This is a genomic window from Paraniabella ginsengisoli (genome assembly GCF_022513635.1).
Classification (GTDB): Bacteria; Bacteroidota; Bacteroidia; order Chitinophagales; family Chitinophagaceae; genus Niabella; species Niabella ginsengisoli.
On record NZ_JAKWBL010000004.1, the window covers coordinates 999,580 to 1,019,022 of the forward strand.

Sequence of the window (19,443 nt, forward strand, 5' to 3'; positions counted from 1 at the left end):
TTTAGAGAAGACCGAAAGTCGGGAGGTCAGAAAGACCGAAAGTTATTAAAAATACTTTGCTAAATCTTTCCGACCTACACAGACTTCCCGTCTTCCGGACTTATGCGGACTTCCTGACTTATACCGTCTTCCCGACTTTCTGACTTTCCAAATCAATTAACTTTAAATCATCCTCACTAATCTTTATATGCATCGCTTTCGAGTTTTCATCAGCCTGCTGTGCATTACGCGCTCCGGCCAATGCCGCCGCCACAGCAGGCTGATGAAAGGTCCAGGCCAATACTAACTGTGCGGTTGTTGCGTCATATTTTTGAGCTAAGTCGGACAAGTTATCGGTCAGCTTTTTTACTTTTTCAAAATCAAATTTTTTGAAATATTGATTGCGATGATCGTCTGCCGCCAGTGCCGACATGTTTTCATACTTACCCGTCAGCAATCCACGCTCCATTGGACTGTAAGCAATGATGGATAAATTATTTTCCAGCGCATAAGGCACCGTTTCGGTTTCAATATCGCGCTTCAACATACTGTAAGGCACCTGGTTGCTTTGCAGCTTCGCGGTTTGTTCCGCTTCTTTCAGTTGTGCCGCGTTATAATTGCATACGCCAATGGCTTTTACTTTTCCGTCTTGCAACATTTTTTCCATGGCACGCATTGTTTCGTCAATCGGTGTTGTTGTATCAGGCCAATGCAATTGTATCAGGTCGATATAATCTGTTTGCAATCTTTTTAAACTGGCTTCTACATCTCTTAACGCTGTTTCGTATCCGCCATACCTGTAAACTTTTTTAGGGTTTCCAGCATTGTCTTTCCCATCAAAAGCAAAGTCACCTTTTTCCATATCCCAAACCATTCCAAACTTAGTAAGTATCTGAACCCTGCTTCTATCGTATTTTTTATGGCTTTGCCCACCAGCTCTTCACTGTATCCAAAGCCATAAATCGGCGCGGTATCAATCGATGTTACGCCATTGTCGATGTACGCCTGAATCGCTTCAATGGAATCCTTCTCTTCATTTCCGCCCCACATAAAGCCACCAATAGCCCATGCGCCCATTGTGATCGGTGTTATCGCTACATTACTATCACCTAATTTTCTTTTCATAATTTGTATTATATTTTTTTATTGTCCTGGCAATTGAACAAATAGGATCGCTATTGCCACGCTCGTTTTATCGTCCCGATTATAACTCAACCTACATAAACGATTATTACAATTAATAAGCTGATAAGTTAACAAGTTGAACGGTAGATAAGGAAACACATGCCTTTCAACAAGATTAAACTTTAAACCATCAAACTTCAAACCATTATATATCAACTTTTGAGTCCTCTTCTATCTTTACCATTTTTAGTCAGACGGAGACGGTCAGACCTGGTAAACTTTTCAACTTATAAACCTGTAAACTTTTCAACTGTTCCCTATCTTCGCCACACAATTGTAACAATTAACCATAAAATAAACAGAATGCAGCCTAAATACAAAAGGATTTTGTTAAAACTTTCGGGTGAGTCATTGATGGGGAATAAGAATTTTGGTATGGACGCGGATGTAATTACCCAATATGCCAGCGAAATTAAGACTGTTGTTGATTTAGGCGTGCAAGTGGCCATTGTAATTGGAGGCGGGAATATTTATCGCGGCATGAACGAAGCGCAAACCGGTATAGAACGCGCTCATGGAGATTATATGGGCATGTTGGCTACCGTAATCAACGGAATGGCTTTACAGGCCGGATTGGAAAAAGCTGGAATATTCACACGCTTGCAAAGCGCCATCAATATGGAGCAAATTGCAGAACCATATATCCGCCGCCGCGCTATCAGGCATTTAGAAAAAGAACGCGTGGTGATTTTTGGCGCAGGCACCGGAAACCCTTATTTCACTACAGATACAGCTGGTTCTTTACGTGCTATAGAAATACAAGCCGATGTGATTTTAAAAGGCACCCGCGTAGATGGTGTGTACACTGCCGATCCCGAAAAGGACAAAACAGCAACACGCTATAAAACGGTTTCCTATCAAGAGTGCCTTACCAACAACCTGCGCATTATGGACATGACAGCCTTTACACTTTGTATGGAAAATCACTTACCGATTATAGTTTTTGATATGAACAAACAAGGAAATCTGGCAAGGGTAGCATTGGGTGAAGATGTAGGAACGCTGATTAGTTAATAGTTCATGGATAATTACTATGAATAATGAATAATGAATAATGAGCAAGCAAAGTTCAATATCCGATATACGAACTCAATATTCACAGAAAAATTTACTTGAAACTGAAGCATTGTCCAATGCTATTAATCAGTTTGAACTTTGGTGGAGTGAAGCATTAAAAGCCGAATTGACTGAAGTGAATGCCATGACGCTGGCAACGGCTTTTGCTGATGGAACGCCTGATGCAAGAATTGTTTTGCTAAAAGATTTTTCCAAATCAGGCTTTACCTTTTTCACAAACTACGACAGTCGTAAAGGCCAGGAGTTGTCGCAAAACCCCAAAGCGTGCTTAGTGTTTTTTGGAAAGAGTTAGAAAGACAAGTGCGGATAAATGGGGCTGTTTCAAAAATAACTAAGGAAGAAAGCGAGGCCTATTTTTTCTCGCGTCCCTTAGGAAGCCAGATTGGCGCCATTGCATCCAATCAAAGCAGGGTTATACAAAGTCGGGATAACCTCGAAACAAAAGTAAAAACAATACAGACCCAAACAAGTGAGGGCTTAAAAATAGAAAAACCAGATTATTGGGGTGGTTATCTTGTAAAGCCTATAACAATTGAATTTTGGCAGGGACGTCCTAACCGGTTGCACGACAGACTCCGTTATACTTTACAGGCGGATGAAAATTGGAAGATTGAAAGGCTGGAGCCGTGAGGGAGAAGTCGGAGAGTCAGTAAGTCCGCAAGTCGGGAAGACAGGACGAAATTCACAGACTTGTGGACTTTCCAACTTTCGGTCTTCTCGACTTTTTCCCGATTTCGTAAAAACTTTTTCCCGATCCGGCATAAAATAGTTTTCAGTAAATCCAATTTTTGCTGTAAAATTTATTTTTTATGGCCTGTGATTTTCAATCCCTTTATTATGGAGAAGACGGTTATGTAGTACGCTGCAAACAGTGCGGCCATTACCAGGTGGCTTTCGTCTCTACAATGCTAACGCTTAGCGAAGCCGATTTCTATGTTTTTTGCAAACAAGTAAATTACAAAGCAGCGCAATCTTATTCAAATGTGAATCATGATTCTAAAATCATTATGATTGCTACACCTTCACAGGATGTACATTTAATACTTACCCCTTCTGAACTGAGCCGTCTTCAGAAAACATTAGAGGCCGCAGATAATGAAATAAAGGCTCAGGAATTGCTATGCCTTTTTAAAGAGGGATAAAAAAACAGGAACCTGAAAGCTCCTGTTATATAATTTTTGCCCTAAAGTATCAAATTATTTAGCTGCTTCTTCTTTCTTGGCTGCTAATTTTTTCTTTACCTCAGGAGAAATTGCAGGGCGGCTTTTGCCAAAAGACCCTTTAAAACGTTTTCCCTTTGCGGTTTTTTTATCGCCTCTTCCCATAATTAAAAAATTTATGCAAAAGTACAGAAAAAATGGGGATATCGGACACAAAAATGCCCCACAAGTGCTGCAGGGCATTATTAAATCTGATTTCTTACTGTTAGATTTTAGAAGAAAGCTCTTTGCCCGCTTTAAATTTGGCAACTTTTTTCGCTTTAATTTTAATAACAGCACCTGTTTGTGGGTTACGGCCATTGCGCGCAGCCCTTTTAGTAACAGAAAAAGTACCAAAGCCAACCAAAGTTACTTTGTCGCCTTTTTTCAAAGTTTTAGTTACAGCTTCTACAAAAGAGTCTAAAGTAGCGTTAGCCTGTGTTTTAGTAATACCGGCATCTTTGGCAAGCTTTTCAATTAATTCTGCTTTGTTCATAGTTAAATTTTTAATGAGTTTATTTCGAAAACAAATTTAGAAGGTTTTCCTTCATACTAACAAAATATTTTGTTATAATCTATGTTTTACAAATCTTCTAAAACGCTGATGTGGTAAGCGTTTGCGAAAATTTCAAGATTTTGCGGACTACGAATTTTAGAACGTTAATTCGCTGAAATTCTTTACTGTAAAGGATTTCAGCGTTTTTTTCTGAAATGCAGGACAGTAAAGGCTTTTAGAGTAATATAGCATTTTTTTGGAAACTACAAGCTATAAAAAAATGTTTTGCACATTCAATTCACAACCTCCATAATGGTTCTAAAAGCGATGAATTGGTTGCCCCATTTATCAATTGTTTCCTTACGCAGGCTTGTTGAAAAGTTGGCCAAATAGCGTTCATATTGAGCTTCACTTGCCGCATGATACTGGATCGCATAGGTTGGTCCTTCCTCATCATCTACGCCTTTTAGCCTTAATATAACTGCTTTAAAATAGCAACCTGTTGCCAACACGGCTGGAATATGGTAGTCGCGCATCCATTTTAACCAGTCTTCATGGATGTTATTGGAAACTTTATTGGTGACGTTGTAGATCAAAAATGTTTGTTGTTCCATTATAACTCAAGTTTAAGATAAATAGGGCAGTGGTCGCTGTGTTTTACATCGGGATATATTTCGGCATCAGCCACCTTGTTCTTCAATGGATCGGTAACAGTAATATAGTCAATACGCCAACCTTTATTATTGAGCCGCACAGTCGGGAAACGCTGGCTCCACCAGCTATACCTGTGAGCAGCTTCCGGATGAATGATACGAAAGGTATCATTGTATCCGTCTGTAACAAACTTATCCATCCAGGCTCTTTCTTCTGGTAAGAAACCGGATGATTTTTTATTTCCTTTCGGATCATGAATGTCTATTTCTTTATGCGCAATATTATAATCACCGCAAATCACCAGCTTTTGGTGTTTCTTTTTTAATTCATTCAGGTAAATAAAGAATTCATCCAGCCACATGTATTTGAAGGCTTGTCGCAAGTCGCCACTGGTACCCGAAGGAAAGTAAGCATTGATCAATCGTAGATCGCCAAAGTCTAACTGAATAACGCGGCCCTCATCGTCACTTACCTGATGACCTGTTCCATAAACAACATTATCGGGTTTTGTTTTGGTAAAAACAGCAACGCCACTATATCCTTTTTTTGGGCGGAAAACCAATAGTCATGATAACCTAAATCATTGATAGCTGCGCAGTCTACATTCTCTTTTTCTGCTTTGGTTTCCTGTACACAAATGATATCGGCGGGGTCGGTTTTAAGCCAGTCTAAAAAACCTTTTTTATGGCGGCGCGTATGCCGTTTACGTTATAGCTGATTATTCGCATGGTCGTTTAAATTGAGTATGAGCAACAAAAATAGGATGTTGATTTGTTATCGTTTTTAAATTTATATATTCGCTGAGCGATCGAATTTATTGGAGCGACTTATAATTTTGATGCCATATATTCGGAATGATAAAACGAGCGTGGCAACGAAGATGCCCTATATTCTGCTGTTGGGTAAATAAAAAAGTATGCAAGAAGAAAAAAAGAAAAAAGCTAAAAAGATTGCTGAACCTATCATACCAGCTAAAGAACATGTGTACCTTGAAGGCCCTAAGAGCAGGGGGTATGAGTTCGTGTTTTTATTTAAAGTGGTTTGGGAGTTTTTTAAAGGATTAAGAAACCTGCATTTTGTGGGCCCTTGCGTAACCGTGTTTGGATCTGCAAGGTTTAAGGATGATCATATTTATTATCAAAAAGCAATGGAGTTTGGCAAACGCATTGCTGGTACGGGTTTTACAACCATGACGGGCGGCGGCCCGGGTATTATGGAAGCCGCTAACCGCGGCGCTTTTGAAGCAGGTGGAAAATCGGTGGGTTGTAATATCAGATTACCATTTGAGCAACATTATAATAAATACCTTACCAAAGCTGTAACGTTTGATCATTTCTTTATCAGGAAAACGCTTCTAATTAAATATAGTTATGCTTTCATAATCATGCCGGGTGGTTTTGGTACAATGGACGAGTTTTTTGAAACACTAACGTTAATACAAACCAAAACGATCACTCAATTTCCTATTGTAATTTTTGGAAAGGAGTTTTATGCAGACCTTATGGTAGCCATTGAAGACATGGCTGAAAAAGGCACTATATCGCCGGAAGATTTAGACCTGGTGCTGCTTACAGACGATATTGATGAAGCAATGGATCATATCAGCAAATACATCACAACAAATTATAAAATAAAAAGACGCAGGCGTATGCCCTGGTTTTTTGAAAAGAAATAAACTATTGTGGCTTAAGCATAATAGGACTGTCAGGCTGAGCTTGCCGAAGCCCGCTTCGACGACCCTTCGGCAGGCTCAGGGTGACAACCGACACGACAGGTTTTACTTTAACATAACTCTATTTAGAATATAAAAGGATAACCAATACCTACCTGTAATTGGCTGCCTTTAAAAAATGGGTATGCAAAGAATTTATTTTGATAAGCAGCGTTATTAATGTCAGGACTTGGGTCTTTCACTTTGTAGGCGTAATCCAGCCTTATTACAAAAAAGCCAAAGTCGGCTCTGACACCGGCTCCCGAGCCAATAGCAAGATCGGTGCCCAGCCGTGATAAATTAAATCGTTCTTCTGGATTGCCTGCATCCTTTTTAAGAAACCAAACATTTCCGACATCTGTAAATATTGCTCCATTAATAGGCAGGCTTCCGATACTAAAAAGTGGCATTCTATATTCAATATTAGCTTCAAGCTGTACATCACCAAATCTATCAGGTACACTACCTGAGCCTTCAAAGTCTTTGATAGCAGATCCCGGCCCCAGCCTGCGTAATTGCCAGGCGCGCATACTATTGGGTCCTCCGCTATAATATTGTTTAAAGAAGGGTAATTGCGACCGCTTTAACGGATTGGCTGTTGCATCAAACTCATATCCAACACCACCAAATCCCCTAAGTACCAAACCTGTTTTACTGCTTAGTTTGATCAGCTTGGCATATTCTGCATCTAATTTTATAAAACGATAAAGCTGCTCGTCAATAAAGCTGTTACGTACTAAACCGGTAAGAAGTCCGGAAGATTCAAAGTTCATCCTTATTACATTGACACTTCTTTTGTTTGGACTATTCCACGGCATAGAAAAATTGGTGATCACGGAAGTAATCAAACCGTCGGAAAAAAGATTCTGAATGGATGGATTATTATCTATCAATGTAAGCAGGCTATCTCTTTTTTGATATAAGAATATTCAATGTTCGGGATTTTAACTCCCAAATTAAAAGTTCGGTTAGTAAGCGCATATTCTTTAGCACGCCATACAAATTCGTAACCCCAGGAAGTATTGAAACTTGTAAGGTTGAAAAGGTATCTCCTCTCGGTATTGGCAGCATTGAGGCTTAAAATGGATTGTATGTTTCCACGGAAAGACTCCTTGAAATTCTTCATGCCAGGAAATACATAACGTGGAAAGATAAGCGAATTGCTGAGGCTGAGTTGTTGAGTTTGTATAAACTCTCCTGAATTAATTCCGCCTAACTCTACACCATATCGCACATTAGTATTGAGTAGATTAGCGTTTCGCAAAAAATTCCTGTTTTGCAAACCGACATTCATGCCAAGTCCCACAAAGTTTCCGCTAATAATGCTTTGGCTAAAACTTCCCTCAAAATTTGTAGTAAAATTATATTTTGGAGCAGGCGTTAAACGCATTATAAAATCGACCGTGTCAGACTTTTCTCTGGGTATTTGTGATATATCAACCAGGCGCCAGGTTCCTAAATTATTAAATCGGTTGAGAGTTCGCATATACCTGCTTTGCCTATATAATTCTCCGCGGTTCAGGTATATATATTGGGGGAAAAGTTTAGGCTTGAATTTGTTAGCATGTTGAATTACGGTGATATTGCGAATAGTGGTAGATAATTCTTTCCGGTTCGTTGTATCCATTCTGGTGTCGGGATAAACGGTAACGTTACCAACATAGAATTTTTGGAGGCTGATTGAATCATCGATATTCTTCTGGCGCAAATCTAAATCAGCGGTGGGGTTTTCTTTTCTTTGTTGCAGTTTTTGTAGTTGATCTAATTGCTCCAACGGATCTAAGGTTGGTTCCAATAAATCAAAATCAAGCGTGTCCCAAAGCCCATATAAATTATTGCGGGAAAAAGCAGGTAACCGTTGTTGCGGTAGACTTCTACCAGACGGTCGAGTTCTGCGGAAATTGCGGCTTGCGCAAATGGGTCTCCTTTATGAAGTACGGCATCGCTTAAATTACTGTCTGCCAAATGTTGCAAGCTATCATTCTGAAAGGTATAGGAAAGTGAATCGATGCGCGTAACTTCTCCGGGCCACACATTGAAATTGATAAATGCCCGCTGTTGATCGCCTACTTTTTTGACCTGTGTTGTATAGTCGATAGAATCATGAAAATAACCTTCTGCTGCCAGGTAATTATTCATATATTCCACTGATTTATTTATAAGCGCTGTATCAAGCGGTTGAGGGTTTTTTAATACTTCCCAAAAAACCTTATCTAACTTTCTCGCAGCAATGCTATCATCAAGCTGTTCAGATAAACCGCCTTCAAGCCTTGCTTTTTCGTCTTTCCTGACCTCTTTTTCTTTTACATTGATTTTAGTTTCGAAAATATAAGGCCTGCCTTTAGGCTCATTTCTTACAATGGTAAAAAGTGTACACGATGAAAAAACAAACACCATTATAAGCGGTAAGAACAGAAGATGTTTATTTTTGTATGATGGGAGTTGTTTCTGCAATTGAATTATCTTAATAGGATGCTTACTAAATCTGAGGTCAAATATATTCAAAGTTTAAGCCAAAAAAATTTAGGGATGAAGAAGGCGTTTATATAATAGAAGGCCCTAAAATAGTTGAGGAAGCGCTGGCGTCGCAATATTTGAAAATTAAGAAGATATATGGATTGGACGATTGGGTAGCGCAACATGAAAAAAATATGAAAGTGTAAGCATAATAGCAGTTTCAGATTTTGAACTTGCCAAAATATCTCAGCAAAAAACGCCTAATCAGGTGTTAGCTATTGTTCAAATTCCATCGTTTGAAAAGCTCCAACACAATGAAAATGCATTAAGCTTAGCGCTTGATGGCATACAAGACCCCGGAAATTTAGGAACCATTATTCGCATTGCCGATTGGTTTGGTATCGATCAAATTATTTGTAGCAGGGATTGTGCTGATGTGTATAATGCTAAAGTTGTACAGGCCTCAATGGGAAGTATTTTCAGGGTTTCAATATATTATACTGACCTTGACAGCTGGATGGGTGAACAAAAAACTACCATGTTCTACGGTGCCGCTTTAAACGGTACTCCTCTGAAAAAAATAACAGGATTAGAAAAAGGTGTTATTGTGATTGGTAATGAATCAAAAGGTATCAGGGAGCATGTAATGAGCCGCATCACACAAAAAATAACAATTGAAAAATTTGGTGCCGCTGAATCTTTAAATGCCGCTGTTGCCGCAGGTATTATTCTTTCACATTTGAAATAGTGAATAAGAAATAGTCAATAGTGAATGATGAATAGTGAATGATGAATAGTGAATAATTTGGATGAACAATAATCAAATCATAATCTTTGAGGTTTTTAGGAAATAAATTATGGATAACGAAAAGAAAATAGCCGCGCTGGAAGCAGTGAAAGAAATTAAGGATGGCATGACCATTGGCCTGGGAACTGGTTCTACAGCGTATTACGCTATACATGCCGTTGGTGAAATGGTAAAAAAGGCATGCAACTTCAAACTGTACCCACGTCTGAACAAACCCGGCAAATGTCTGTGGAATTGGGCATACCAATGGTTGATATTAATACAATCGACTCGATTGATATAACGATTGATGGCGCTGATGAATTCACACAAAACCTTGAATTGATCAAAGGCGGCGGCGGTGCGTTACTGCGGGAAAAGATCGTAGCATCGCTCACTCAAAAACAAATTATTGTTACCGACAGTTCAAAGCTGGTGCATGAACTGGGAAAGTTTAAAGTTCCTGTTGAAGTGATTCCTTTTGCAAGAGCTTATGTAATGAGGAAGTTACAGGCAATTGGCGGCATCGGACTTGTAAGAATAAAAGATGGTAAAGAATATATTACCGATCAGGGAAATATTATTATTGATGCTGATTTTGGGCTGATCGAAAATCCGGCGGCGCTTGATGAACAGCTTAATCAGATAGTTGGTGTAGTGGAACACGGATTATTTATCGGGCTGGCTCATAAAGTGATTATGGTGAAGAATGGAGAAACAATTACGTTTACAAAATAGCTTTTTTCACACAAAGAACACTACGAATACGACCTGTTTTAAGTCTAACTCCCTCTCCTCCGGAGAGGGTTGGGGAGAGGCTTTTAAAACCTCGCTCTACATCTTTCCTTCCACTCTTGTTTTAAACGAGCTCTTTCTTCATCGCTCATGCTGCGAAATTTATCGCGCAGGTCTTGAGCCGATCTGAACCTGCCGCGGCCTTTCGGCCCGCCAAGCCCACTAAATAAAATCTTACTTAAAATCAAAATACCCATCGCCTGCCAATAGCTTAGTTTGCCTACCGGCATTACGTCCGGAAGCGTTGCATTCCAAAGCAACATCACAATAGCGCTGAATAAAAACACTGCGGCGATTATACAAAATGCAATCACAAATTTTGGCGGACGTCCGCACTTTCTTCTGTTCATAAAAATATTTTTAAAAATTACTTAATTCATTGTACAAAAACTGGAGGCGCTTGCGCAAATGCTGTACTGCGTAGCGTTTGCGGCTGATGACTGTTTTAATGCTTTCGCCACTTTTATCTGCAATTTCCTGCAGCGTCATATCTTCCAGCTCGTTTAAAATAAAAGCTTCACGTTGTGCTACCGGCAATTCTTCCAGCGCATCAAATAACGATTCCCAAAATAATTCTTTAAAATCTTCCAGTTCTGGATTATCATTTATAGCGAGCAGAATATCTTTAAAATGAAACTCACCATCTTCCCCTTCATATTGATAATCATCAATCAGGTCGGGCTTCTTTTTCCGGTAGCGGTCGGTTATTTTATTGCGGGCTACTGCGAAAAGCCATCCGCTCACTTCTTCAATAGTTTGCGTGGCAGAGGTATTGGCAAATTGATACCAAACGTCTTGCAAAATATCTTCTGCATCCGCATCAGTATTCACTTTGCCACGAATGAAACCAAAAAGCCGCTTACTGTAACTTGTTACAGTGTCAACAATATTTTGCTTCTTGTCATCAGCCATTATTGCAATTCCGTCCGCCATTGAATTAGTAAACGAACGATGGAGGAAATTACTTTAAAAATTTTTAACGGGATACTTTGAGGTGTTTTTTATGGAATCAGCAGTAGAATAGGTGGCATCGGTGTTGCGTCGCACTGTTCAATTGTGGAATTTGTGGCAGCCTATATAAACGAAAACTGGCGGAACGACGACACACCCTACACGTCATTGCGAGCGTAACGCACTGAAGCCGAGCAATCTTCTTGTTGTGCAGGAGATTCCTCCACTCGTTTTGCTTGATGCAAAACTTCGGTCGGAATGACGAAAGCATACACACTCGTTGTTGCGAGCGTAACGCAGTAAAGCCGAGCAATCTTAAACGAAAAAAGCATAATTGAAGATTCCTCCACTCGCGACTTTCAGTCGCTCGGTCGGAACGACGACAAAGCGTTTGAATAATCTTCCAAATTCTTATAATCCTTTAAATCCCGGTTTAACCAGGTTCAGAAAACTTACCTGTTCCTGCTCTCCGGTTCCAAGGTTTTTAATATTTACAACACCCTGTTCCAATTCTTTACTACCTAAAATAGCCACATAAGGAATTGCTTTCTTTTCAGCGTATTTGAATTGTTTGTCGAATTTGCTGTTTTCGTGATATACTTCGCAGGCAATATTATTCGAGCGCAATTCCCCGGCCAACTCCAACGCTTTGGCGGCTTCTGCTTCGCCCAAATTGAAGAATAAAAGCTTAGTACCAGCCGCAACTTCTTTTGGAAAAAGATCCAGCTCGCTCATCACATCATAAATTCTATCTACACCAAAAGAAATACCAACGCCCGGAATATTAGGCACACCAAATAAACCCGTAAGATCATCATAGCGCCGCCACCGCCAATGCTGCCTATTTGTACATTTTTTGCTTTTATTTCTAAAATAGTTCCGGTGTAATAGTTGAGTCCGCGGGCGAGTGTGAGATCGATGTATAGTTGAGAGTTGACAGTTGACGGATGACCGTTTGTTGTAAGGTATTGCAGTTCTTCAATTCCTTTTAAGCCTGTTTCGTTGCTGGCAAAAATGTTTTTGAGTTGCTGCAATTTTTCTTCGTTGCTTCCGGTTATGGAAAGAAATGATTCGATGGTTTTTTCTGTTCCTCATTCAATCCGCGGCTTAATAATTCTTCCTTTACTTTTTCAATACCTATTTTATCCAGCTTATCAATGGCAATGGTAATATCTATCAATTTTTCCGCACCGCCGCAAACATCAGCCAAAGCCGCCAGCACTTTGCGGTTGTTAATTCTTAACTCAATATCAATATTCAGCTTTTGAAAAACGGTGGCGTAAATATTAATAAGCTCCAACTCGTTCAGTAATGATTTACTACCAACAACATCTGCATCACATTGATAAAACTCGCGGTAACGTCCTTTTTGCGGGCGATCGGCGCGCCACACGGGCTGCATTTGGTAGCGTTTAAAAGGCATCGGCAATTGCTGATGATTCATGGCTACGTAACGCGCAAAAGGAATCGTGAGGTCGTAACGCAGCGCACGTTCGGTAATATCTTTACTGCTTTTGCCTTCAATAATTTTATCAAATCCTGCTTTTGTTTTTTCCAGTTTTGCTTCGTTATCGAGGCCGTTGTTCAATATTTTGAAAATGAGTTTATCACCTTCTTCGCCATACTTTCCCATCAGCGTTTCCAGGTTTTCCATTGCCGGCGTTTCCAGTGGGTGAAAGCCATATAGTTCAAAAACAGATCTTATTGTATCGAAAATAAACTGGCGCTTACGCACGGTATCTGCGCCAAAATCACGGGTTCCTTGTGGTATTGTTGGTTTCATTTTTTTGGAGTTGACGGTTGAGAGATGACAGTTGACAGATTTTATTGTGAACTGTCAACGGTGAACTGTCATCTTATTTATACTTACTAACTATCGCTTCGCAGGCTTTATCAATCATTTCATATACATCATGGTAGCCTGGTTCAGGGCCATACCAGGGGTCTGGCACGTCCATATTTTTTCCGGGATATAATTCATTCATTAATAAATCCACTTTAGCATCATCATACCTGTCTTTGGCGATCCATTTCATTTCGTCGATTACATCATCCGCCATGGCGTAGATTTTATCATACTTGTCAAAATCTGCCGCAATAAACCGGCGCGAGCACTGCTTGCTGATATCCAACCCTTCGCTTTTGCAACTTTTTGTGAAAGTTGATGAGGCGCCTCGCCTATGTGGTAACCATTAGTTCCCGCACTATCTATTTGCCATTTCAAACCGGCCTCTTTTACCTTATGCTGCAAAATACCTTCAGCCAACGGGCTGCGGCAGATATTTCCCAAACATACCATCAAAATTTTCATGGGCGCAAAGATAAGTTCATTTGAGATTTAAGATTGATGAGTCGCCAAGAGGCGACAACATGGAAATGTGAAGCGAGGATGCTTCACATAGCGACGGCGATAGACTATGGTCTGCTCATTTATATGCTACAGTTGAATGGAGCGTCGCAATCCCGATGCCATATATTCTACAGCTGGTACCATAAAATCTGAAATCATACATCTGAAATCCGAAATGGAGAAGGTATCTTTGCAAAATGGCTTCAGGAAAACAGAACATCAGGGATCTGACATTGGATCAGCTGGAAAAATTTTTGTCTATTGGTGAAAAAAATTCAGGACAAAGCAAGTGTATGACTGGCTTTGGCTGAAACCGGTGCAGCGTTTTGATGACATGACAAACATTAGCAAGGATTTGCGCGAAAAGCTGAGCAGCAATTTTTCATTTCCTTCGATTTCTGTGGATACTACGCAACACTCTGAAGACGGCACATTAAAAACAAGGTTTAGAACAACGGAAGGACATTTAACCGAAGGTGTTTTGATACCTACTGAAGAACGAAAAACAGCTTGTGTAAGTTCGCAAATTGGCTGTAGCCTGAGTTGTAAGTTTTGCGCTACAGGTTATATTGAAAGAAAGCGCAACTTGAATTTTGATGAAATATTTGATGAAGTGGCGCTGATCAATCAGCAGTCGCTGGAAGTGTATGATAAGAAACTGACTAATATTGTGTTTATGGGCATGGGTGAGCCGCTGTTGAATTATAAGAACGTGTTGAGAGCGATTGAAAGAATTACTTCGCCTGAAGGATTGGGCATGAGCCCGCGCCGGATAACGGTTTCAACGGCTGGTGTTGCTAAACAAATTAAACAATTGGGCGATGATAAAGTAAGGTTTAAATTGGCTTTATCGCTGCATGCGGCAACGGATAGGAAACGGCACGAAATCATGCCCATCAACGATAGTAATAACATTAAGTCGCTGGTGGAAGCCTTGAATTACTTTTATAAACAAACCAAGAACGAAATTACGCTGGAGTATATTTTGTTTAATAATTTTAATGATAGCATAGAAGATGCTGATGATCTGATCAAAGTGTATCGCCAGGTGCCTGCCGATCTGATCAATTTGATTGAATATAATCCCATCGAATTTGCCAAATTCACTAAACCTTCTGAAGAAAAAGTAGAAGCGTTTATGAAACATCTTGAGAAGAACAAAGTGAATGTGCGCCTGCGCCGCAGCCGCGGTAAAGATATTGATGCCGCTTGCGGACAATTGGCGAATAAAGGGTGTAGAATATTAAATATAAAATGAAGAATTTTAAATTTTAAATTCAACATTTTTCATTTTATAGTCAATCCTTCTTAGCTCTTAGTGTAAATCCAACTGTGGTTCCCACATCTTGTGTACTTCTTATATGTATGGTTTGGCCGTGAGCTTCTATAATGTGCTTAGAAATGGCGAGGCCAAGTCCGCTGCCGGTTGCATCCATACTACGCCCAACGTCAGTTCTGTAAAAACGCTCAAAAATGCGGGGAGATTTTTTCTGCAATGCCTACGCCATCGTCGCTTATCTCAATTAAAATTCTTTTGTCATCTGTACGATAAATACCGGCTTTTATAGTGCCGTTGCTTTTACCATATTTGATCGCGTTTTCAAAAAGATTCAATATTACCTGCCGCACTTTTTCTTTATCAGCATTTACACCAATGGAAGCTTCGTAACCTTTTTTGATACTGAAGCTGATGTTTTTAGGCTCGGCTTTTATAGAGATGCTTTCAAAAGTATCTTTCAGCAAATCCTGAATAATAAAGTTGGTTTTTACAAGTACCAGTTCACCGCGTTCGAGGCTTGATATTTCATCAAGATCGCTTAATAATGCTGTGAGCCTTTCTACATTTCTGGATGTTTTTTCAAGGAATTTTCTGCGGAGCAACGGATCATCCGGCTCATCTTGCAGCAAAGTGTCCACATAGCTTTGGATGGTAAAAATGGGTGTTTTAAATTCATGCGACAGGTTCTGCAAAAACTCTCTTCTAAATTGCTCGTTAGCTCTTAGCTGATCCATCTGCTTTTGGTTTTCCTGCGCCCAGGCTTCCACATCTTCTGTAACCTCACCTATACTTTTTTAGGTAAGATGTATTTGTAATACGTTTCTTCTCTTTTGGTAGCTTTGGTTTGGTAGATAAACTTATAGATCAGCTTTATTTTTCGATAGATAAAATTGTCCAATACAAAAGAGATCAGCACATAACCTCCTGCCAAAAGCACGATAAATGCTACGAGACTAAACAACCATCTATGGTCAACAATGTACAAAAGCAGGCTCACCGGTATTGCCAGTGCCAATGCGGTATAAAAAGATAATTGTTTAGGAGAAAGATTCTTAGAGTTCATTTCATTTTATGAACCGTCAATTAGATTGGCGGCGATTTTGATTGGAGTCCTCGGACTCCGGATTTCAGATCCATGGATAATCATTTGGATTGATTGTGATGGGAATTGAAACCTTTTCAGTTACCAATTGGATTGGCGGCGATTTTGATTGGCATCCTACGGATTTCTTGAACCGCCAATTGGATTGGCGGCAATTTTAATTGAGTCCTTCGGACTCCGCTATACTTCAAATTTATAGCCAACACCTTTCACGGTTGTAATACAATCCATATCCAGCTTTTGTCTGATTTTTCTGATATGCACATCAATCGTTCGGTCACCCACGATCACATCGTTGCCCCAAATAGCATTTAATATTTCATTCCTCAAAAAACACGTCCTGGCTTAAGTGCCAGCAGGTACAATAATTCAAATTCCTTTTTGGCCAGCACAATTTCTTTATCTTCTACCTGAACCAAAAACTTCTCGGGGTCGATATTAATATTGCCCACTTTAACCGCTTTAGAATTGTCTTTTTGTACACGCCTTAAAAGTGCGGCCACCCTGCTTAATAGTACTTTCGGGCTTACAGGTTTGCTAACATAATCATCAGCGCCTGTCTCAAGACCACGAACCTGGGTGATTTCATCGTTTAATGCCGTCAGAAACATGATTAGGGTATCTTTAAATGCGGTCTGCCCTCTTAAAACCTGGCATACCTGCACGCCTGTTTTCTTCGGCATCATCATGTCCAATATTATCAAATTGGGTTTACTTTGATAAGCTTTTTCAATCGCTTCGTCTCCGTCTTTTGCCGTGATTACTATATATCCTTCTTTTTCAAGATTATAGGATAGTATTTCTAATATGTCCGGCTCATCGTCAGCAATTAAAACTTTATAGCCCTTTTCCATTTTAATAATAATTTAAAGCAAACGTAACGGTAATTTGTTTTATATCGACATGAGTGGCTTTACCGGTAGCTATACTTAATGTAAATTTAATATTGTGAGGCCATATTATGCTGACTTTACATTTGGGAAATATTGCAAAATCGGCTTAATTATTGCTTACTTTATCATACTTTTTATTAATCTGACATTTTTTGGCTTTACCCAGACATGCTATGAAAATTTTATCGAACATTCATCTAAAAAGAGTCGCTCCCTTTTTAGCTATACTGCTTTTCCTTACTGCTGATGCTAATGCACAATTATTCAGGAAAAAAGGAAGAAAAAAGAAGAACCCGAGAAAGTAGTGGTGGTGGACACAGTCCCTGCTTACACAGTTGCTATAAACAGGCAAATGTTGCAGGAAAAGGTTGATAAGGATCAGGTGGCGTTACTTTCGATGGACGGTAAGGCTGATAAAATGCTGACTATTTCAAATGATAAACAGTTGAATGATGCTGTTACGGACGCTGCAACAAAGCGAGTGGATTGGCTTCAATATGAAATTGAAACAAGCGATTCGATTGATCAACGCTTAAAGGCCAATTACCTGGATGGGCTTGCCCAAATACTTCGTTATGTAAAAACATATGGCCGTAGCAGCCAGTCGTCTATACATTTTTTACCTCAGATCATTGCGACCTACAAGCGATTGATGGAAGCTAATACCCAAAAAATATCAATTGCCAATATTGTACGGCCACTTCCTTATGATATTGCAAACGCGGCCTTGCAGCCGGAGTTCTTTAAAGATAATAAAGGGAATAATGAAGTGCGTGATATAATGCTATTAAAACTGGCAGACAGGTATCCTGAAAAAACCTTTGCAGCTTTAAAAGCATATCCGGAAGCTACAGTAACGGATAGCCTTATCAGGTCGATAGGCCATAAATATCCTTATTTGGTGTACGATTACGCACAAGCCAATAATAAATTTAGTTATCGTATTCAAAATATCCAGGATGATCCGTTGATCGTTAGCGTAGTGGCTATGGCTCGTAATCCTAACAAAAGCGGCCAGTTCTATTTTCCTTTTTTGGATAACATCGTGAAAGGGAAAATAACGATGGAAGATATTGACAAAGCGAAAAACGATCCGGTATTATATTTCCGCTTGTTGGTGCAAACCCAAATGGATTACACCCAAAGAGCCATGAATGGCGATACGGCGATGGGACATACCAGCCTACTTAAAAAATTAGAACAAAAAGCAAAGGACGACTTTGTGGCGAAGATCAATGGTTTACATGAAAGGCCCGATGCCATTCGTTTTCGTTGCCTTCAACCGCTAACTGCTGAAGAATTATATTATGTGGCAGTTTTAACCAATGGGCTTATATATACCAGCAGTTATACAAACGGTGTTTATCCTTTGATGATGCGTAAAGCAGATCGCAAAGGAGATGAGCTATTGAAGAAATTAAATTTTGATCACTATAGAAAATTCCTCAGTCAGGCGGCAGCTTATAATACGTTGAAGGATTTTTTAGGTAGTTTTTCCACTGCGTCTGATGCGCATGACCTAATGAAATCTTTTGTGACCGGCCTTGAAAAAACTAACGGACTTGAAGATGGGGTTGACGTAGCAGACTCATACGCAAGCGTTTCGGAAACATTACCTGACTTGGCTAAAGATATGTTGGCTAATGTGAAAGACAACTTGGAGCGGAACAAAAATGAAAACAACAAAAAAGGAATTGCCATTTACGATATTCTTTATAATCTGTTCCTTTCTGCCGACTCATCTAACCATATTGATTTAACAAGCCAGCTGGAAATACCGCCGGTTTATAATGTACCTTTCTCTTCTCTTACAAACGAAAAGGGGGAAGTTATTTCGCAAGTATTTTTTACGGAGATCAGGATGGCCGTAATATCTTTAACGGATTTCTAAACATGTTTGGGGGCGGCAATTGGAAAATTGATGGTAGTAATAAGGAATGGGTAGTGATCAAATCTGTAAAAGGAAAACCGGTTTCCATTTATGCTAATCGACCGCTTGATGAAAACAAAGGATTGGATGATAAAGCTCAACGAGCGCTGAATGGTTATCTCGACGAGAACAATCTGCATCCAACAGTTACCATACATCGTGGCCACAGTTATTATGCAGAGGCAACGATCGGCTATATGGCGCCTACATCAAAAATTGTTTTTATGGGTTCGTGCGGTGGGTTTAACCTCATAGATTCTATACTTAGAAAGTCGGAAGATGCACATATCATTGCATCCAAACAAATAGGAAGAACATCTATCAATAAACCATTCTTTTATTTATTGACTGAAAAGCTACGTACCGGAACAGATATTGACTGGATCCCTTTTTGGAAAGAATTTAAAGGCCGTGCTAACGTAGCGGGTTTTGAAGATTATATACCTCCTTATAAAAACCTCGGTGCTATTTTTATAAAAGCGTATAAAAAGGAAACCGGCGAAACGGATGTGTGAAGCCCCAACTCCTGAAGGGGATTTGGCAGGCTGAAAAGGAAGGCGAGTGAGGTTACTGATTGCTGCTTTAAACTCATCGGCAT

Annotated in this window: 25 protein-coding genes and 4 pseudogenes; 11 read left to right on the forward strand and 18 right to left on the reverse strand. The window is 39.7% G+C overall.

Features of this window, described 5'->3' with window-relative positions; translation table 11 throughout:
• Window positions 1-118: 118 nt before the first annotated feature.
• Window positions 119-1,104: pseudogene (locus MKP09_RS22695) on the reverse strand (aldo/keto reductase).
• A 363-nt stretch (window positions 1,105-1,467) separates the two neighbouring features.
• Between MKP09_RS22695 and pyrH the strand changes: the two are divergent.
• The 3 genes and pseudogenes from pyrH (at window position 1,468) to MKP09_RS22715 (ending at window position 3,383) form a co-directional block, all read left to right on the forward strand.
• On the forward strand, window positions 1,468-2,178 hold the full coding sequence (gene pyrH, locus MKP09_RS22700; RefSeq protein WP_240832757.1) for a UMP kinase: 711 nt from the start codon (window positions 1,468-1,470) through the stop codon (window positions 2,176-2,178).
• A 187-nt stretch (window positions 2,179-2,365) separates the two neighbouring features.
• Window positions 2,366-2,871, forward strand: a pseudogene (gene pdxH / locus MKP09_RS22710) (pyridoxamine 5'-phosphate oxidase).
• Window positions 2,872-3,050: 179 nt separating this feature from the next.
• Window positions 3,051-3,383: a DUF6686 family protein gene (locus MKP09_RS22715; RefSeq protein WP_240832761.1), complete on the forward strand. Its 333-nt coding sequence runs from the start codon at window positions 3,051-3,053 to the stop codon at window positions 3,381-3,383.
• Window positions 3,384-3,437: 54 nt separating this feature from the next.
• Here the strand turns inward: MKP09_RS22715 and MKP09_RS22720 are convergent, their stop codons facing one another.
• The 4 genes from MKP09_RS22720 to MKP09_RS22735 all read right to left on the reverse strand — a co-directional run bounded on the left by MKP09_RS22720 (window position 3,438) and on the right by MKP09_RS22735 (window position 5,152).
• The gene (locus MKP09_RS22720) at window positions 3,438-3,566 is read right to left on the reverse strand and encodes a 30S ribosomal protein THX (RefSeq protein WP_240832763.1); all 129 of its coding nucleotides are present in this window, start codon (window positions 3,564-3,566) and stop codon (window positions 3,438-3,440) included.
• Between the two features lie 100 nt (window positions 3,567-3,666).
• Complete coding sequence (locus MKP09_RS22725; RefSeq protein ID WP_449587080.1) at window positions 3,667-3,972, reverse strand: HU family DNA-binding protein; 306 nt, start codon at window positions 3,970-3,972, stop codon at window positions 3,667-3,669.
• A 257-nt stretch (window positions 3,973-4,229) separates the two neighbouring features.
• Window positions 4,230-4,550, reverse strand: coding sequence for a DUF4286 family protein (locus MKP09_RS22730; protein WP_240832767.1), 321 nt, complete (start codon window positions 4,548-4,550; stop codon window positions 4,230-4,232).
• The gene (locus MKP09_RS22735; RefSeq protein WP_240832769.1) at window positions 4,550-5,152 is read right to left on the reverse strand and encodes an exodeoxyribonuclease III; all 603 of its coding nucleotides are present in this window, start codon (window positions 5,150-5,152) and stop codon (window positions 4,550-4,552) included. The genes MKP09_RS22730 and MKP09_RS22735 overlap by 1 nt, the downstream gene beginning before the upstream one ends.
• A 354-nt stretch (window positions 5,153-5,506) precedes the next feature.
• On the opposite strand from MKP09_RS22735, the gene MKP09_RS22740 reads away from it, so the two are divergent.
• The gene (locus tag MKP09_RS22740; protein WP_240832771.1) at window positions 5,507-6,265 is read left to right on the forward strand and encodes an LOG family protein; all 759 of its coding nucleotides are present in this window, start codon (window positions 5,507-5,509) and stop codon (window positions 6,263-6,265) included.
• 122 nt (window positions 6,266-6,387) lie between these two features.
• Here the strand turns inward: MKP09_RS22740 and MKP09_RS22745 are convergent, their stop codons facing one another.
• The 3 genes from MKP09_RS22745 to MKP09_RS22755 are packed head-to-tail and all read right to left on the reverse strand — an operon-like array spanning window position 6,388 to window position 8,755.
• On the reverse strand, window positions 6,388-7,194 hold the full coding sequence (locus MKP09_RS22745) for a BamA/TamA family outer membrane protein (RefSeq protein ID WP_240832773.1): 807 nt from the start codon (window positions 7,192-7,194) through the stop codon (window positions 6,388-6,390).
• Window positions 7,191-8,096: a BamA/TamA family outer membrane protein gene (locus MKP09_RS22750; RefSeq protein ID WP_240832776.1), complete on the reverse strand. Its 906-nt coding sequence runs from the start codon at window positions 8,094-8,096 to the stop codon at window positions 7,191-7,193. Before MKP09_RS22750 ends, MKP09_RS22745 begins: the two co-directional genes overlap by 4 nt.
• Complete coding sequence (locus MKP09_RS22755; protein WP_240832778.1) at window positions 8,081-8,755, reverse strand: POTRA domain-containing protein; 675 nt, start codon at window positions 8,753-8,755, stop codon at window positions 8,081-8,083. The genes MKP09_RS22750 and MKP09_RS22755 overlap by 16 nt, the downstream gene beginning before the upstream one ends.
• 95 nt (window positions 8,756-8,850) lie before the next feature.
• Between MKP09_RS22755 and MKP09_RS28460 the strand changes: the two genes are divergently transcribed.
• The 4 genes from MKP09_RS28460 (at window position 8,851) to rpiA (ending at window position 10,283) form a co-directional block, all read left to right on the forward strand.
• Window positions 8,851-8,964 carry a hypothetical protein gene (locus tag MKP09_RS28460; RefSeq protein ID WP_490355060.1) on the forward strand — a complete coding sequence of 38 codons (114 nt, stop codon included), beginning with the start codon at window positions 8,851-8,853 and terminating at the stop codon, window positions 8,962-8,964.
• Between the two features lie 62 nt (window positions 8,965-9,026).
• A complete protein-coding gene (locus tag MKP09_RS22760) occupies window positions 9,027-9,506 on the forward strand; it encodes an RNA methyltransferase (protein ID WP_240832780.1) in 480 nt (159 codons plus the stop codon).
• 109 nt (window positions 9,507-9,615) lie between these two features.
• Window positions 9,616-9,849 carry a hypothetical protein gene (locus tag MKP09_RS22765; RefSeq protein ID WP_240832782.1) on the forward strand — a complete coding sequence of 78 codons (234 nt, stop codon included), beginning with the start codon at window positions 9,616-9,618 and terminating at the stop codon, window positions 9,847-9,849.
• The gene (rpiA, locus tag MKP09_RS22770) at window positions 9,789-10,283 is read left to right on the forward strand and encodes a ribose-5-phosphate isomerase RpiA (RefSeq protein WP_240832784.1); all 495 of its coding nucleotides are present in this window, start codon (window positions 9,789-9,791) and stop codon (window positions 10,281-10,283) included. Before MKP09_RS22765 ends, rpiA begins: the two co-directional genes overlap by 61 nt.
• An 83-nt stretch (window positions 10,284-10,366) precedes the next feature.
• Here rpiA and MKP09_RS22775 read toward each other — a convergent pair whose 3' ends face one another.
• The 6 genes and pseudogenes from MKP09_RS22775 to MKP09_RS28465 all read right to left on the reverse strand — a co-directional run bounded on the left by MKP09_RS22775 (window position 10,367) and on the right by MKP09_RS28465 (window position 13,602).
• On the reverse strand, window positions 10,367-10,690 hold the full coding sequence (locus tag MKP09_RS22775; protein WP_240832786.1) for a hypothetical protein: 324 nt from the start codon (window positions 10,688-10,690) through the stop codon (window positions 10,367-10,369).
• Window positions 10,691-10,700: 10 nt separating this feature from the next.
• On the reverse strand, window positions 10,701-11,273 hold the full coding sequence (locus MKP09_RS22780; protein ID WP_240832788.1) for an RNA polymerase sigma factor: 573 nt from the start codon (window positions 11,271-11,273) through the stop codon (window positions 10,701-10,703).
• Window positions 11,274-11,702: 429 nt separating this feature from the next.
• Window positions 11,703-12,083, reverse strand: coding sequence for a His/Gly/Thr/Pro-type tRNA ligase C-terminal domain-containing protein (locus MKP09_RS22785; RefSeq protein WP_240832790.1), 381 nt, complete (start codon window positions 12,081-12,083; stop codon window positions 11,703-11,705).
• Window positions 12,044-12,325, reverse strand: a complete 282-nt coding sequence (locus tag MKP09_RS26940; protein ID WP_262915582.1) for an ATP phosphoribosyltransferase regulatory subunit — start codon at window positions 12,323-12,325, stop codon at window positions 12,044-12,046. The genes MKP09_RS22785 and MKP09_RS26940 overlap by 40 nt, the downstream gene beginning before the upstream one ends.
• A gap of 20 nt (window positions 12,326-12,345) precedes the next feature.
• Window positions 12,346-13,074 (reverse strand): histidine--tRNA ligase, encoded by a 729-nt coding sequence (locus MKP09_RS26945; RefSeq protein ID WP_262915583.1) that lies wholly within the window; start codon window positions 13,072-13,074, stop codon window positions 12,346-12,348.
• A 73-nt stretch (window positions 13,075-13,147) separates the two neighbouring features.
• Window positions 13,148-13,602 (reverse strand): annotated as a pseudogene (locus MKP09_RS28465) (low molecular weight protein-tyrosine-phosphatase).
• 328 nt (window positions 13,603-13,930) lie between these two features.
• Here MKP09_RS28465 and rlmN point away from each other — a divergent pair.
• Window positions 13,931-14,899 carry a dual-specificity RNA methyltransferase RlmN gene (rlmN, locus tag MKP09_RS22805; RefSeq protein WP_240832796.1) on the forward strand — a complete coding sequence of 323 codons (969 nt, stop codon included), beginning with the start codon at window positions 13,931-13,933 and terminating at the stop codon, window positions 14,897-14,899.
• Between the two features lie 40 nt (window positions 14,900-14,939).
• Here the strand turns inward: rlmN and MKP09_RS22815 are convergent.
• From MKP09_RS22815 to MKP09_RS22830, 4 genes and pseudogenes are all read right to left on the reverse strand, one after another.
• Window positions 14,940-15,654: pseudogene (locus tag MKP09_RS22815) on the reverse strand (sensor histidine kinase).
• A 50-nt stretch (window positions 15,655-15,704) separates the two neighbouring features.
• The gene (locus MKP09_RS22820; RefSeq protein WP_240832807.1) at window positions 15,705-15,983 is read right to left on the reverse strand and encodes a hypothetical protein; all 279 of its coding nucleotides are present in this window, start codon (window positions 15,981-15,983) and stop codon (window positions 15,705-15,707) included.
• A gap of 219 nt (window positions 15,984-16,202) precedes the next feature.
• A complete protein-coding gene (locus MKP09_RS22825) occupies window positions 16,203-16,352 on the reverse strand; it encodes a winged helix-turn-helix domain-containing protein (protein ID WP_240832809.1) in 150 nt (49 codons plus the stop codon).
• The gene (locus MKP09_RS22830) at window positions 16,349-16,876 is read right to left on the reverse strand and encodes a response regulator transcription factor (protein ID WP_240832811.1); all 528 of its coding nucleotides are present in this window, start codon (window positions 16,874-16,876) and stop codon (window positions 16,349-16,351) included. Before MKP09_RS22830 ends, MKP09_RS22825 begins: the two co-directional genes overlap by 4 nt.
• A gap of 349 nt (window positions 16,877-17,225) precedes the next feature.
• Between MKP09_RS22830 and MKP09_RS22835 the strand changes: the two genes are divergently transcribed.
• Entirely contained in the window at window positions 17,226-18,806 is a 1,581-nt protein-coding gene (locus MKP09_RS22835) for a hypothetical protein (RefSeq protein ID WP_240832813.1), read from the forward strand.
• A 2-nt stretch (window positions 18,807-18,808) separates the two neighbouring features.
• A complete protein-coding gene (locus MKP09_RS22840) occupies window positions 18,809-19,360 on the forward strand; it encodes a hypothetical protein (RefSeq protein WP_240832815.1) in 552 nt (183 codons plus the stop codon).
• Window positions 19,361-19,443 lie beyond the last annotated feature (83 nt).

What these genes read in the sequence shown, in the direction of transcription:
- pyrH (WP_240832757.1), top strand. Translation starts at nt 1,468, where the DNA reads ATGCAGCCTAAATACAAAAGGATTTTGTTAAAACTTTCGGGTGAGTCA.
- MKP09_RS22715 (WP_240832761.1), top strand. Translation starts at nt 3,051, where the DNA reads ATGGCCTGTGATTTTCAATCCCTTTATTATGGAGAAGACGGTTATGTA.
- MKP09_RS22720 (WP_240832763.1), bottom strand. Translation starts at nt 3,566, where the DNA reads ATGGGAAGAGGCGATAAAAAAACCGCAAAGGGAAAACGTTTTAAAGGG.
- MKP09_RS22730 (WP_240832767.1), bottom strand. Translation starts at nt 4,550, where the DNA reads ATGGAACAACAAACATTTTTGATCTACAACGTCACCAATAAAGTTTCC.
- MKP09_RS22740 (WP_240832771.1), top strand. Translation starts at nt 5,507, where the DNA reads ATGCAAGAAGAAAAAAAGAAAAAAGCTAAAAAGATTGCTGAACCTATC.
- MKP09_RS22765 (WP_240832782.1), top strand. Translation starts at nt 9,616, where the DNA reads ATGGATAACGAAAAGAAAATAGCCGCGCTGGAAGCAGTGAAAGAAATT.
- rpiA (WP_240832784.1), top strand. Translation starts at nt 9,789, where the DNA reads ATGTCTGTGGAATTGGGCATACCAATGGTTGATATTAATACAATCGAC.
- MKP09_RS22775 (WP_240832786.1), bottom strand. Translation starts at nt 10,690, where the DNA reads ATGAACAGAAGAAAGTGCGGACGTCCGCCAAAATTTGTGATTGCATTT.
- MKP09_RS22780 (WP_240832788.1), bottom strand. Translation starts at nt 11,273, where the DNA reads ATGGCGGACGGAATTGCAATAATGGCTGATGACAAGAAGCAAAATATT.
- MKP09_RS26945 (WP_262915583.1), bottom strand. Translation starts at nt 13,074, where the DNA reads ATGAAACCAACAATACCACAAGGAACCCGTGATTTTGGCGCAGATACC.
- MKP09_RS22820 (WP_240832807.1), bottom strand. Translation starts at nt 15,983, where the DNA reads ATGAACTCTAAGAATCTTTCTCCTAAACAATTATCTTTTTATACCGCA.
- MKP09_RS22830 (WP_240832811.1), bottom strand. Translation starts at nt 16,876, where the DNA reads ATGGAAAAGGGCTATAAAGTTTTAATTGCTGACGATGAGCCGGACATA.
- MKP09_RS22840 (WP_240832815.1), top strand. Translation starts at nt 18,809, where the DNA reads ATGTTTGGGGGCGGCAATTGGAAAATTGATGGTAGTAATAAGGAATGG.